Origin of the sequence: Agrobacterium salinitolerans, from assembly GCF_002008225.1 — a bacterium.
Taxonomy (GTDB): domain Bacteria; phylum Pseudomonadota; class Alphaproteobacteria; order Rhizobiales; family Rhizobiaceae; genus Agrobacterium; species Agrobacterium salinitolerans.
Genome location: NZ_MRDH01000016.1, coordinates 63068 through 76494, shown reverse-complemented (window position 1 = coordinate 76494; position 13427 = coordinate 63068). Strand labels below are relative to the sequence as shown.

General features: G+C 59.6%; 11 protein-coding genes and 1 pseudogene. 4 read left to right on the top strand and 8 right to left on the bottom strand.

Going from position 1 to position 13427, the window contains the following annotated elements; all coding sequences use genetic code 11:
* The first annotated feature begins 24 nt into the window (after positions 1–24).
* Entirely contained in the window at positions 25–1536 is a 1512-nt protein-coding gene (locus tag BS627_RS12460; protein WP_077983546.1) for a tripartite tricarboxylate transporter permease, read from the top strand.
* Positions 1537–1773: 237 nt separating this feature from the next.
* Here the strand turns inward: BS627_RS12460 and BS627_RS12455 are convergent, their stop codons facing one another.
* The 4 genes and pseudogenes from BS627_RS12455 to BS627_RS12440 all read right to left on the bottom strand — a co-directional run bounded on the left by BS627_RS12455 (position 1774) and on the right by BS627_RS12440 (position 5359).
* Complete coding sequence (locus BS627_RS12455) at positions 1774–2703, bottom strand: sugar phosphate isomerase/epimerase family protein (protein ID WP_077983545.1); 930 nt, start codon at positions 2701–2703, stop codon at positions 1774–1776.
* A gap of 96 nt (positions 2704–2799) precedes the next feature.
* Positions 2800–3972 (bottom strand): Gfo/Idh/MocA family protein, encoded by a 1173-nt coding sequence (locus BS627_RS12450; protein ID WP_077983544.1) that lies wholly within the window; start codon positions 3970–3972, stop codon positions 2800–2802.
* A gap of 79 nt (positions 3973–4051) precedes the next feature.
* A pseudogene (locus BS627_RS12445) lies at positions 4052–4932 on the bottom strand (sugar phosphate isomerase/epimerase family protein).
* A gap of 124 nt (positions 4933–5056) precedes the next feature.
* Complete coding sequence (locus BS627_RS12440; RefSeq protein ID WP_245307108.1) at positions 5057–5359, bottom strand: type 1 periplasmic-binding domain-containing protein; 303 nt, start codon at positions 5357–5359, stop codon at positions 5057–5059.
* 148 nt (positions 5360–5507) lie between these two features.
* Between BS627_RS12440 and BS627_RS12435 the strand changes: the two genes are divergently transcribed.
* Positions 5508–6548 (top strand): LacI family DNA-binding transcriptional regulator, encoded by a 1041-nt coding sequence (locus tag BS627_RS12435; RefSeq protein ID WP_077983543.1) that lies wholly within the window; start codon positions 5508–5510, stop codon positions 6546–6548.
* A gap of 9 nt (positions 6549–6557) precedes the next feature.
* On the opposite strand, the gene soxG is transcribed toward BS627_RS12435, so the two are convergent.
* From soxG to BS627_RS12415, 4 genes are read right to left on the bottom strand one after another with little or no spacing between them, the layout of a single operon-like run.
* Positions 6558–7094: a sarcosine oxidase subunit gamma family protein gene (soxG, locus tag BS627_RS12430; protein ID WP_077983542.1), complete on the bottom strand. Its 537-nt coding sequence runs from the start codon at positions 7092–7094 to the stop codon at positions 6558–6560.
* A complete protein-coding gene (locus BS627_RS12425) occupies positions 7087–10050 on the bottom strand; it encodes a sarcosine oxidase subunit alpha (protein WP_077983541.1) in 2964 nt (987 codons plus the stop codon). Before BS627_RS12425 ends, soxG begins: the two co-directional genes overlap by 8 nt.
* The gene (locus tag BS627_RS12420; protein WP_077983540.1) at positions 10047–10322 is read right to left on the bottom strand and encodes a sarcosine oxidase subunit delta; all 276 of its coding nucleotides are present in this window, start codon (positions 10320–10322) and stop codon (positions 10047–10049) included. The genes BS627_RS12425 and BS627_RS12420 overlap by 4 nt, the downstream gene beginning before the upstream one ends.
* Before the next feature lie 24 nt (positions 10323–10346).
* Positions 10347–11597 carry a sarcosine oxidase subunit beta family protein gene (locus BS627_RS12415; protein ID WP_077983539.1) on the bottom strand — a complete coding sequence of 417 codons (1251 nt, stop codon included), beginning with the start codon at positions 11595–11597 and terminating at the stop codon, positions 10347–10349.
* An 89-nt stretch (positions 11598–11686) separates the two neighbouring features.
* Here BS627_RS12415 and BS627_RS12410 point away from each other — a divergent pair, with 89 nt between their 5' ends.
* Positions 11687–12661, top strand: a complete 975-nt coding sequence (locus tag BS627_RS12410) for a GlxA family transcriptional regulator (protein WP_077983538.1) — start codon at positions 11687–11689, stop codon at positions 12659–12661.
* A 34-nt stretch (positions 12662–12695) separates the two neighbouring features.
* Positions 12696–13376, top strand: coding sequence for a helix-turn-helix domain-containing protein (locus BS627_RS12405; protein ID WP_165691242.1), 681 nt, complete (start codon positions 12696–12698; stop codon positions 13374–13376).
* The last annotated feature ends 51 nt before the right edge of the window (positions 13377–13427 follow it).

Here is a 13427-nt window from a genome sequence, read left to right as displayed (position 1 = left end):
TCGCAATCCCGAAAGGTTCTTATCATGAATTTCGACTATCTCTGGCACGGCTTTGCCGTTGCTCTCACCGGGCAGAATCTTCTTATCGGTTTCATTGGCTGCTTCATCGGCACAATGGTTGGGGCACTGCCAGCCATTGGCCCGATCAACGGGATCGCGCTGCTGATGCCGATCGCGTATTCGATGGGGCTGCCGGCGGAAAGCACCATGATCCTGTTGGCCGCGGTTTATTGTGGCGCAGAATATGGCGGACGTATTTCCTCAATTCTGCTCAATGTTCCAGGTGATGCCGGCGCCGTCATGACGGCGATGGACGGCTATCCGATGGCCCGGCAGGGACGCGCTGGCGAAGCGCTGGCGCTTTCCGGAATTTCATCCTTTGTCGGAGGTATCATTGGCTCTATCGGTTTGGCGCTGTTTGCGCCCGTGCTATCCGGGCTTGCCATCGGTTTCGGTCCCGCCGAATATTTTGTGCTTATGGTCTTCGCCTTTGCAACGCTCGGATCCATGGTCGGCTCCCAGCCCGCCAAAACGCTGATCGGCTGTATGCTCGGTTTGATGCTGGCAACCGTTGGCCTTGACGCCACCTCCGGCGCTTATCGGTTCACCTTCAACGAACCGGAACTGGGCGACGGTATCGAATTCGTCGTGCTCGTCATCGGTCTGTTCTCGATTTCCGAAGCAATGCTCATTCTGGAGCACCAGGGCAGGGGCGTCACGGTGATCCGCGAACTCGGGCGCACGACCGCTCGCTGGGCGGATGTCGTCAAAAGCGCCGGTGCGACGGTGCGCGGGTCGCTTATCGGCTTTGTCGTCGGCGTCTTGCCAGGGACCGGCGCGTCGGTATCTTCCGCTGTATCCTATACCACTGAAAAACGCATCTCGGACTCGGAAGGCACCTTCGGCAAGGGCGATGTGCGAGGATTGGCGGCGCCCGAGGCGGCGAATAATGCGACAGCCGCCGGCGCCTTCGTTCCCATGCTCACACTCGGTGTTCCCGGATCGGGCACCACCGCCGTGATGCTGGGTGCGCTGATGCTTTACAACATACAGCCAGGCCCAATGTTGCTTGCAGAGCGCCCCGAAGTCGTCGGCGGCCTCATCGCCTCGCTTTTTGTGGGCAACTTTATCCTGCTCGCACTCAACCTGCCGCTCGTTAACATATTCGCTCGCGTGCTGACGGTGCCGAACTGGTTGCTTGTTCCAGGCATCCTCGTCCTGTCGATCGTCGGCGTCTATTCCACGCACGCCTCGGTCTTCTCGATCGTGCTCATGCTGGCTATCGGCTTCCTGGGCTGGTTGTTGCGCAAGGTCGGTTTCGATATGGCGCCGATCATCCTTGGTTTCGTGCTGGGACGCGTCATGGAGGTGAACTTGCGCAATGCCCTCGCGATCTCCGGGGGAGACGTCTCCATCCTCTTCAGCAGCACCATCTCCATCGTCTTGTGGTGCATGGCGGCAGGTGTTGCCATCCTCCCATTGGTGCTGGCCCGCCGCGCGCGCAGGATCAAGGCCATGGCTCTTGCCAAAGAGTAAGGCGTGATAACGACCGTTGCCGTTCTGACGGCAACGGTCTTGACGGGATATCGGTCGCTATTGGTATCGCCCATCCCCGCAGCGCGGATGGGATGTCCCGCTTTATCTCAAGACCGACCAGCAGGACGAGGCCTCCCAAGGCCCTGAGACCCAAGTTTCCTCCGGAATTTCGGAGAGTCTTCGATTTCTTGCTCCGCGACCAAAATTCGGAAGAAGTTCAGTGGCTCAGGTCAACGCTTAGAACCCGCACTCGGCGAGAAATGCTCTGCTGGCCGCCAGATCGTCCAGAATGCCGCCGGCATTGCGCGGGTCGCGCTCCTGTTCGATGGTGATATAACCGCCATAGCCAAGTTCCGTCAGAAGGCGGCGGATGGCCGGATAATCGATTGAGCCGCGACCGATAGGGCACATGACGCCCTTGGCGCAGGCGTCGAAGAAGCGGATGCGTTCTGCCATCACCTTTTCAAAAACCGTGGCGTCGATGTCCTTGAAATGAATATAATCGACGCGATCCCAATAGCGACGAAGCGTGGTGACGGGGTCCATGCCCGAATAGGCCATATGGCCGGTATCGAGGCACAAGCCAGCCAGATCGGCGGGAATGTCGTCGACGATCTGCTGCAACTCATCGGCAAATTCGATGTAACCGCCGGCATGGGGGTGGATGGTGGCGCGCACGTCATATTTGTCACGGGCGAGGGTTGCGATGGCGCGGATGTTTTCGACCACGCCGCTCCATGCGCCGCCATCGAGGCGCGGCGCACGATCGGAATGGCCGGCGGCATAGTCCCGCTCGTCATGGCCCCAGTCCATCACCGTCAAATAGGGGGCGGAAAAGCGTTGGCCGGCATGGGTTTCCGGTTTCGGCAGGCGGGTGATCAGCGCGCAGATTTCATCAGTCTGGCGCAGCAGATTGTCGCGGTTCTGAGGTGAGACCAGATCGTCGAAGATCGTGCCGGCGACGATCTTCAAGTCGCGCCCATTGAGCGCCTGCGAAACGCGCTCAAGGTCGAGCGGCAGATAACCGTAGGGGCCGAGTTCCAGGCCGCCGAAACCGGCGGCCTTTGTCTCGTCCAACACCTTTTCCCAATGGGGCAGATGGGGGTTTTTGACGTCGTCGACGCCCCAGCAGCAGGGAGCGGTGGTGATGGTGATCTGGTTGGTCATGGCATCCTCGGGGCGCAATTGATGCTGGCCGCGTTCTGCGGCCCGAAGCAGGTCTCGGCGGCTGATAGTGGCTTGAAGGGCGTGTAGCCAATCTGATTATGCGAAGTCGATCCAGGCGGCGCCGGCGTCGGCCGAGCGGACGCAGTTCTCCAGCCAGCGAACGCCTTCGGTGCCGGCCGCGATGCCGGGATAATGGTGGGTTTTCAGGAAAGCCCTGTCACCGCGGTTTGCCGCGTCGATCGCCTGGGCGATCCAGAGATAGATATTCGACCAGCTATCCCCAAGACCTTCGGTATGCAGCGCGCCCATGCGGTCTATGGCGAGGCTTTCCTGTTCCAGATAAGGCATGCCGTGATGCAAGATGCGTCCGGGTTCGCCCTGAACCTCGTAGATCAGCTGGTCGGGGTGGGAATCGGACCATTCGAGTGAGGCCTTGGAGCCGACGAAACGGTAACGCTGCGACCCCATATTGCCGGCATTCACCGAAGAGACCCAGAGACGGCCGCGTGCGCCATTGTCATAATGCATCAAGACTGTGGCGTGGTCTTCCAGCGGCGCGCGCGTGGGGATGAAGGCCTTGCGGTCGCAGAGCAGCCGTTCCACCTTCATGTGAGGGAGCACGATTTGCGAGAGATAATAGAGATGCGTGCCGATATCGCCGAGCACGAAGGTTGGGCCGGCAGTGCGGGGATTGGTGCGCCACTTGACGGCTTCGCCCGCGCCCACGTCGTCACCGGCATTGAAGCCGTGGGTATATTGCAGGTCGACGATACGGATGTCGCCCAGCATTCCCTTTTTGACCATGGCCGCCATCTGGTGGACGAGCGGATGCCCGGTATAGCCATAGGTAACGCCGACAATCAGCCCCTTCTGTTCGGCCAGCCGCGCCACCTCATCGCATTCGGCCACCGTGAAGAATAGCGGTTTTTCGCAGATGACATGCAGTCCCGCCTGAAGACAGGCTTTAGTGATTTCGTAGTGGGTGAAATTGGGGGTGGCGATGGAGACGACGTCAACGCCGTCTTCGCGCGCGGTTTCGCCGGCAATCAGCGCCTTGTAATCCTGATAGCAGCGTTCCGCTGCCACGCCGATGTTGACGCCGAAATCGCGGCCCATTTCTGCATCGAGATCGAAGGCGCCGGCGACGAGTTGGTAGCCGCCGTCGCGCAGAGCGCCTGTGCGATGTTTGTAGCCCACCTGTCCTGTGCGACCGCCGCCCACCATGGCCCAGCGCAACGGACGCGAAATCAGTCTTTCTCCATTGATCATGTCAATCGTCTTTCCATTTGATCGTTCGAATGACGGTGTTCCCCAAGGGCCGTCTCGGCCGCAGCGCCCGGCTGCCTCGTTATTTTCTGAAATAAAGGTCGATATAGTCCTGCATCTTGGTGCGCATGAACCGGCCTGATTCATCCGCCCTGTCCTCCCAGGCGAAGACGCAGGAGGTCATGATGCCGTCAAAGCCGATTTCGGAAAGCGTGGCGAAGAAGTCGTCCCATGGCACTTCGCCCTGGCCGATATTCAGGTGCTGGTGCACTCGCGCCTGCGTGCCCGGCGGGTTGAGGATATAGCGCAACCCGGAGCTGGCCTTGTGGTTGAAGGTATCGCCCACATGCACATGGGCGAGCACGTCCTTGGCTTCGCGCAGCATCGCCTTGGTGTCGTCGCCGAAATAAAAGGTATGCGGTGCGCAATAGAGGAACTTGACGTTCTTCGAATTGACGGTGCGGATGATGTCCAGCGCCGGCTGCAGCGTTTCGCACCAGTCTTCCGGATGCGGCTCGACATGCAGGTTGATGTTTTCGCGCTCGAATATCGGCACCAGTTCTTCCATCGAGCGCCACCAGGCATCCTCGCAGGCCTCGATCATCGAGCCGGTGTGGCAGCAATAACATGAACCCTTGTCGGGATGCGGTCCGCGGCCGAATTCGGAGTTCATCGTGTCGACTTCGAGTTCGATGGCGATCTCGATGGCGCGTTTCCAGTGTTTGACCGCCGCCTGCCGCTCGGTTTCGTCATTGGAGGCCCAGCGATACATCGGCAGCAGCGAGGCGATGCCGACATCAGCGTCCCTCAGCGCCTTCTTGAAAGACTTGATCCGCTCGGGAAAGGCGCGCGGTGCCTTGAACCATTCGAGGAAATCGGCGCGCGGACAAGTTCCTTCACCTTGGCGGGAAGGACTTCAAGGCTGAGATGGCGGTGCATATGGGGGTCTAGGGCGATTTTCAACGGTCCTGATCCTTGCTTTGTGTTTTTGTTTTTACAAATTTTCCGGACGTAAAAGCGCAATCGCTCTTACTCAAAATGCTTTAATTCGATGGCGGCTGCGGCGGATGGCCGTCATGGTTGGCCATTAAATTTTCCACCTCGGCGCCGAGATCGGCGAGCGCCTCACCGCGACCTTCTGGCCGATGGCGGCCTGGATCAGCTGCACCACATCTGGCGCGAAATTGTCATAGGTCTGCAAACGCAGGTAGTTGACCTTGGCGCCATTCGCCTCGGCCGCGAGGCGTGCGTTGTTGACATCCTTTTGGATGAGGTTCCAGACCGCATCGTCATTCTTGTCGCCGACAAGGGCTATAGTGGCTGCAACCGCGCCGGACGCCACCGCGAGCGCCACCGCGCCCGTTGCGAGAAATTTCCTGAGAAATGCCATTGCTTCCTCCCTGCCCATTCTCCCGACGGGCCTTAACGACAGGAGGGTTTATATCTTCCATCCTCGTGGAAATGGAATTTATATTTCATTTAATGTTGCAATAAATATCATTTTATGTCATTCATGGATGATACAATTGTGAGGCGTCATGAATCGACCGACCATTGCCGATCTTGCGAAAGCCGCCGGTGTAAGCATCTCCACGGTCAACCGGTTGCTGCACGGCTCGACTGCCGTACGTCAGGATACGATCGACCAGATATTCAAGGCGGCGGAGGAGATCGGTTTTTATGGTCTCGGCACCATCAGGGACCGTCGCCGCGAGGCCATGCCTCATCACCGGCTCGGTTTTCTGTTACAGCAATCCCACCGGTCGCTTTACCGGCTTTGGGCGGAAGGGATTGTCGCTGCCGCACGCCAGCGGCCGGATAGCATCATCGAGCCGGATATAGTTTTCGAGGATGATCTTTCACCGGAAGCTGTGTCCTCCGATCTCTTGAAAATGGGACAATCCTGCGGCGCAATCGCGGTGGTGACGGCCGATCATCCGCTCGTCAGCCAGGCGATCGACGAGCTGCGAGGCAAGGGCGTTCCCGTGGTGACTTACGTATCCGATCTGTCGGCGGCGAGCCGCGCGGGCTTTGTCGGCACCGACAGCTGGAAACGCGGCCGCACGGCGGCATGGTTCCTCAGCCAGACGGTTAAGGGCGAGGGCGTGGTCGTGCCGCTGATCGGTAGCAATCGGTATCAGTGCCAGGATGTTTCGGACGCAAGCTTCCGCTCCTATATGCGCGAAAACACACCCGAACTTCAGGTCGTGGAAACCCTGCTGACCCACGAGGAACCGGAAAATGCCTATGTCATCGTGCGGGATATGATTGCTGCCGAACCGGGGCTCAGGGGGATTTATGTCAATGGCGGCGGCATATCGGGTGTTCTGCGTGCACTCAGGGAATTGCCTGCCGAGCGGCAGCGCGACATAAAAATCATCTGCAACGACATCGGACCGGAAACAAGAAAAGGCCTCAACGAAGGGCTGATCACCGCCTCGCTGCCGCTTCCTCTCGACAGGATGCCGCAGCAGTTGATCGACGTGATGTTGCGGCGCATCGAGAACGGAGATTCGTCCTCCGTTGAACAGCGGATCGTTCCTTTCGAAATCCTGACGCCCGAAAGCATCTGGACCTGACCGGCACGATCACTGGAATTCGAGGCTCATCCGGGCAAGGTCGTCCCACAGGCTTTCGGCAAAACCGCGCAGCACGATGACTTCGAAGACCCGCCCGTCAAGCCGGGTGAGGTGGGCGGCGATGTGGCCGATCAGCGTCGCGACGGAATGTCCTACCGGGAAGGCTACTAGAGACAGGTCGACCGCCGTGCCTTTGGCCAGAACCCGCTCGGCCATCTTGCCTTCGATGCGAATGCGAACGCGTCCCTGGCTCTGGTCGACACCCGTTGCCTGAGGTTCGAGCGCCGTAAGAAGCGCCTTCACATCAGCGTGAGGCAGAGGTTGTTCACCGACGATAAACCATTGGCCCGGTGAGACCGCGCGTATATCGCCTTTGGCAAGGTGGCGAAGGCGGGCTTCCAAATCCGTTGCGTCGGGTGCGGCCAGAACATGGATGATCGCGCCTTCCGGCAGGGGAGAGAGCTTGATGGCGGTGGAGGCAATTGCCCGCTTCGCGCCCAGCACCGGGCGCAGCGCCGGCCGGAAGCCAGACTTGAAATCAGACATGGAGTTTCTCGTTTTGAGGATCGACAAAAACCGGGTTGCAAAGGTGGGCTTGAGTAAATTCGCTACGCAGGCCGTTCCAGACTATGATTTCCTCGCCATGCCGCGCAGGGCCATTCTTGACCAGGGCGAGACCGATCGTTGAACCTAAATGCGGTGAGAACGCGCTGGAGGTCACATAACCCTGATCGTTCTCCAGCGTTGCCGCGGCATCCTTCGCAAGAATATGCGAGCCGGTGCGGAAAGACTGTTTTGGATCAAGCGGCACGACGCCGACGAGGCTCGGACGGTCGGTGGCGGAAAGCCCCTCGCGTTCCAGCATCCGTCGGCCAATGAAATCGGCCTTCGTGGCGGAGACCATTTTGCCGAAGCCGAGATCGGCAGGCACCACCGTGCCGTTGATTTCATTGTGGGTGACATGGCCCTTTTCGATACGCAACACACCGAGCGCCTCTACGCCATAGGGCATGATATTCTCCGGCCTGCCAGCTTCCAGCAGCGCGTCGGCAACGCTTTCACCGTAACCGGCCGGGACGGCAAGCTCGTAGGCCAGTTCACCGGAAAAGGAGATCCGGAACAGGCGTCCATGCAGTTGCCCGCCAAACAGAGAGACTTCCCGGGCTGCAAGGAAGGGAAAGGCCTCGTCGGAAATATCTTCATCGACGATTTTCTGAAGAATGGTGCGCGCCTCTGGTCCGGCAATCGCCATCTGCGCCCACTGGTCTGTGACGGAGGCAAGTCGCACGTCGAGGTGCGGCCAGAGCGCCTGGGCGCAGAATTCCAGATGGTTCATGACGCCCGCCGCGTAGGCAGTGGTGGTCGTCATGAAAAAGCGGTTTTCTTCCAGCCGGCTGGTGGTGCCGTCATCATAGATCATGCCGTCTTCACGCAGCATCAGGCCATATCGCGCCTTGCCGACCGGCAGCTTTAGGAAAGCGTTGCAATAGACCCGGTTGAGAAATTCGGCGGCGTCCTTGCCACAGATTTCGATCTTGCCGAGCATTGACACATCGCAGAGCCCGGCATTCTTGCGAACATTCAAAACCTCACGGTCGACGCTTTCCCGCCAGCCGTTTTCACCCTCGCGGGGAAACCAGGAGGAGCGATACCAGAGACCGGTTTCAACGAAGATGGCTCCATTTTTTTCGGCCCAACCGTGCAGCGGCGATTTGCGTACCGGTTGGAAATGATGGCCGTGATAAGCGCCGGTGAGCGCACCAAAGGAGACGGGCGTATAAAAAGGCCGAAAGGTGGTGGTGCCGACCTCCGCCGGGGAAACGCCACGCGCTTCGGCCAGCAACCCGATGGCATTGACATTGGAAAGCTTGCCCTGATCGGTCGCCATGCCGTTTGTCGTATAACGCTTGGCCAGTTCGACATGGCCATAACCTTCGCTGACGGCAAGACCGAGATCTTTGCGATGAACATCATTCTGGTAATCGACAAAGGCTTTGGCCTTGATGCCGGGGATGGACCAGAGTGCCTTCGTAGGCGAGGCAACGACATCATTTTCCACGCCGCCGAATGTCGGTGTTGTTGCCGTAAAACCGAGATCCTGCGCAAGTGCCGCGCCCTTCCGCGCACCATCCTCAAGGCAGGTGGCGATACCGTTTGTTGCGGAAACTGCGCCGGCGAGCTCCAGCCCCTTGAGATTGCCGGGTGCCAGAAAAGCGGCTTGGTCTTCCGACCAGACCGGCTTGCCGCCGCGATGGCAGGCGAGATGGATGATGGGGCTGAAGCCGCCCGACATGGCCAGCGCATCTACATTGAGGTTTTCCGAGCGGCCATTCGCATAAATCTCGATGGCGGAAAGCGCCTTGCCGCCCTTGGCATTGGATACGACGCCACCCCTGATGACGCGTGCCTTGCCGTCATAGCCCGAGTGACCCTGTTCGCGGCTATCGATGATGGCGGCAAGAGGAATACCCCGTGCCTCCAGATCTTGGGCGAGCGCATACCCGCTGTCGTTGGTGGTAAAAATTGCCGTCGCCGTGCCAGGGCTTATGGCATAGCGGTTGAGATAGCTGCGCATCGCGCCGGCCATCATCACGCCGGGAATGTCGTTGCCGCCAAAGACCAGCGGCCGCTCTTCCGTGCCGGTGGCAAGCAGTGCGCGCTTGGCCACGATGCGCCACAGGCGCTCGACTGGCACATGCGCTTTCGGGCTTGCCAGGTGTTTCTGCACCCGCTCCACTGCGCCGAAGACATTGCCGTCATACCAACCGAAAGCCGTGGTTCGCGTCAGCACCGTCACATCAGGCAGGGCTTCGAGTTCGGCGACACAGTGCGCGGCAAAGTCGGGAGCGCTCCTGCCGCCGATGATTGCGGTTTCGGACAAAAGTCCGCCGCCTGCCACAGAATGCTCATCGACAATGATAACGCGTGCCCCTGCGCGGCCGGCTGCAAGAGCAGCGGCGAGTCCTGCCGCACCAGAGCCGATCACCAGCAGGTCGCAATGCGCCCAGCATTTGTCATAGATATCCGGGTCCGCCTCGTGGCTCGCCTTGCCGAGACCGGCGGCCTTGCGGATGAAAGGCTCGTAGATTTTTTCCCAGAAGGCGGCGGGCCACATGAAGGTCTTGTAGTAGAACCCCGCCCCGACGAAGGGTGAAAGCAGGCCGGTCAACGCGCCGATATCAACGTCGAGCGAGGGCCAGCGGTTCTGGCTTTTCGCTTCCAGCCCGGCATAAAGCTCCTGCATGGTGGCGCGTGTGTTCGGCTCGGTGCGGCCACCGCTGCCAATGGTCATTAGCGCATTCGGCTCGGCGGCGCCTGCCGTCAATATGCCGCGCGGGCGGTGATATTTGAAACTGCGGCCGACGAGCTGCTGGCCATTGGCGAGCAGGGCGGAGGCGACGCTGTCACCCGCAAAGCCTGACATCGGCCTGCCGTCGAAGGTGAAGGAAAGCGGTTTGGAGCGGTCGATCAGACCGCCGGTCTTGAGGCGGTGGAAACTCATGCGCTTGTCACTTTCGTCTTGTCGGCAGCGTCGCGGCAGGCGGATATTTCGTGGGTCACGGTATCGCGGGCCACGACCAGCCAGCGGCGGCAACCGGAGGTGTGGTGCCAATATTCCTCATAAGAGCCGCGCGGATTGTCGCGCAGATAGACATAGTCGAACCATTCCTCGGTGCCGACATCGGCGGCGGGCCTTTGGAGGGCAGCACCCTTGATGGTGAATTCTTCCTTGGGTCTTGGCCCGCAATGCGGGCAGGGCACGAGACTTGCCATTTCGGATGTCCTTGCTGCGCAAAATCAGTGAAGGTTGGGCTGGGCGCCCTGACCCTTTTCATCGATGAGATAACCGCGCCGGAAGCGGTCCAGCCGGAAGGCCGTCGCCGTCTCCTGCGGTGTGCCGCGAGCGAGAAGATGGGCGAAGCAGAAACCGGAGGCGGGCGTCGCCTTGAAGCCGCCGTAACACCAGCCGGCATTGAGATAGAGATTGTCGATAGGGGTCTGGTCGATGATTGGCGAACCATCCATCGACATATCCATGATGCCGCCCCAGGAGCGTAACACCCGGACGCGGGAGAGCGCCGGTATCATCGCCTTGCCGGCTTCCGCCACATGCTCGACCGTCGCCAGATTGCCGCGCTGGGCGTAGGAATTATAGCCGTCTATGTCGCCGCCGAAGACGAGGCCGCCCTTGTCCGATTGCGAGACGTAAAAATGGCCCGCCCCGAAAGTGACGACGCCATCGATAAAGGGTTTCAGCCCTTCCGACACGAAAGCCTGCAAGACATGGCTTTCGATCGGCAGCTTCAGTCCGGCCATGGCGGCGACCTGCGAAGAATTGCCCGCCGCCGCCAAAGCCAGCTTGCCGCAGCCAATGAAGCCGCGGCTCGTTGCGACGCCCACGACCGCGCCGTTTTCGCGGCGAATGCCTGTTACCTCGCAGCCCTGAATAATATCGACGCCGCGGCTGTCTGCGCCGCGCGCATAACCCCAGGCCACGGCATCGTGACGCACGGTACCGCCGCGTCTTTGCAGCAGGCCACCCTGCACCGGAAAGCGGGCATTGTCGAAATCGAGAAACGGCAGCATGGCCTTGACTGCGGCGCGGTCCAGCAAATCGGCATCGACGCCGTGCAGTCGCATGGCATTGCCGCGCCTTGTATAGGCGTCGCGCTGGGCATCCGAATGATAGAGGTTTAGCACACCGCGCTGGGAAACCATGGCGTTGAAATTGAAATCCTGCTCCAGCCCTTCCCACAGTTTCATCGAAAGCTCGTAAAACGGGTTGTTGCCCGGCAGCAGATAATTGGAGCGGATGATCGTGGTGTTACGGCCGACATTGCCGGAGCCGATGTAGTTTTTCTCCAACACCGCGACATTGGTGATGCCGAATTCCTTGGCGAGATAATAGGCTGTCGCCAGCCCATGCCCACCGCCGCCAACGATGATGACATCATAATGCGGTTTCGGAGAAACGTCCCGCCAGGCGGGTTTCCAGGATTTGTTGTCGAAGAGACCATTCTTGAAAATGGAAAAGGCGGAATAGCGCATCTGCGTACCTCGAACGATATGGCGCAAGCTTATCGGCGTCGTTCGAAAGGGAATTGCAAATAAAGGACATAATGATTTAAAAAAGAGACATGACGATCATTGAGCAGAAGAATGTCCAGCGCATTGGTTTCATCCTAGTTCCGAATTTCGCGCTGATGTCTTACGCCTCCGCGGCAGAGCCGCTGCGGGCCGCCAATCTGATCGCCGGAACCGATCTTTACGATGTGGTTCCGCTTTCTTTCGATAGCGAGGCCGTCAGAAGTTCTTCCGGTATCATTGTCGGCTGCGAGGCGCTCGCCGCTGCCGGCGAGAAATGCCACACGATCTTCGTCTGCGCGGGGGGCGGGCCGCAGGACTGGACCGTTGCGGAAAATTCCTATGGGACGTTAAGGCGGCTGGCGCGGCAGGGTGTCCGGATCGGGGGCATTTCCAGCGGCGCTTATGTGTTGGCGGCGGCGGGATTGCTGGAAAACCGCGATTTCACCATCCATTGGGAGCATGCGCCGGTGCTGAAAGAGGCCTTCGGCCATCTGACGCCCCGGCAGGCGCGGTTTGTTTTCGATGGGGACCGCATCACCTGCGCTGGCGGCGTTGCCCCCCTCGACATGATGCATGCGATGATTTCGCAGAGAATGGGCGCTAACTTCGCAAGGCGTGTCAGTGACTGGTACCTGCACACGGCGGTCGCCGAACCCGGCGCACCGCAGCGCGGTTCCTCGGCGGAACGTCATGGCACCAACCATCCGGCCCTGTTGACCGTGCTGGAAAAAATGGCAACGACCATTGAAAGCCCGCTTGATCGGCAGACCATGGCGAAATTGGCGGGAACCAGCGCGCGCCACCTCGACCGGCTTTTCGCAACCCATCTGAAAACGACGTTTTTGGGAACATACCGCGCGATCCGCCTCGATCACGCCCGGCGATTGCTCGAGCAAAGCCCGCTCTCCATCGCGGAAGTTGCCTTCGCCACCGGCTTTTCCAGCGCCGGACATTTTTCAGGGAGCTTCAAGGCCCGCTTTGGCCATACGCCGAATATCATGCGGCAAAGATTTCCTCCGAATTAAAATAGTTTTCCTGTAAGGAAGGGAAAACACGACGATACCGGAGGATACCATGGCCAAGGATGCCACCCAGAGCGAAGCTGCGCAGTTCCTGTCACAGGATCCGCATGCCGTTCGCGAGCCGAGGGTCAACAATCTGGAAATGGCGATTGGCCATGAGGTGCGCGCCTATCGCAAGAAACTCGGCATCACGGTCACCGATCTGGCATCGGCCACCGGCGTCTCCGTGGGCATGCTTTCCAAGATCGAAAACGGCAATATCTCCCCATCGCTTACCACCCTGCAGACGCTTTCAAAGGCGCTCGGCGTGCCGATCACGGCTTTCTTCCGCGGTTTCGAGGAACCGCGCAGCGCCACTTTCGTCAAGGCGGGGCAGGGCGTGAATATCGAGCGCAGGGGTACGCGCGCCGGTCATCAATACAGCCTGCTTGGCCATATCGACAACAATACCAGCGGCGTCACCGTCGAGCCCTATCTCATCACGCTGACCAAGGACTCGGATGTGTTCCCAACCTTCCAGCATGAGGGAATGGAGTTTCTCTACATGCTGGAAGGCGAGGTGGTTTACCGCCACGGCGAGCAGCTTTTCACCATGCAGGCCGGCGATAGCTTGTTTTTCGACGCCGATGCACCGCACGGGCCGGAGGAATTGGTGAAGCTTCCCGCCCGTTATTTGTCGATCATTTCCTATCCGCAAAGGCGGCTAGGCAACGATTGATAATTTGCCTTAGAAGAAAAAAATATTCCTCATAGTTGACGGAATAGAATT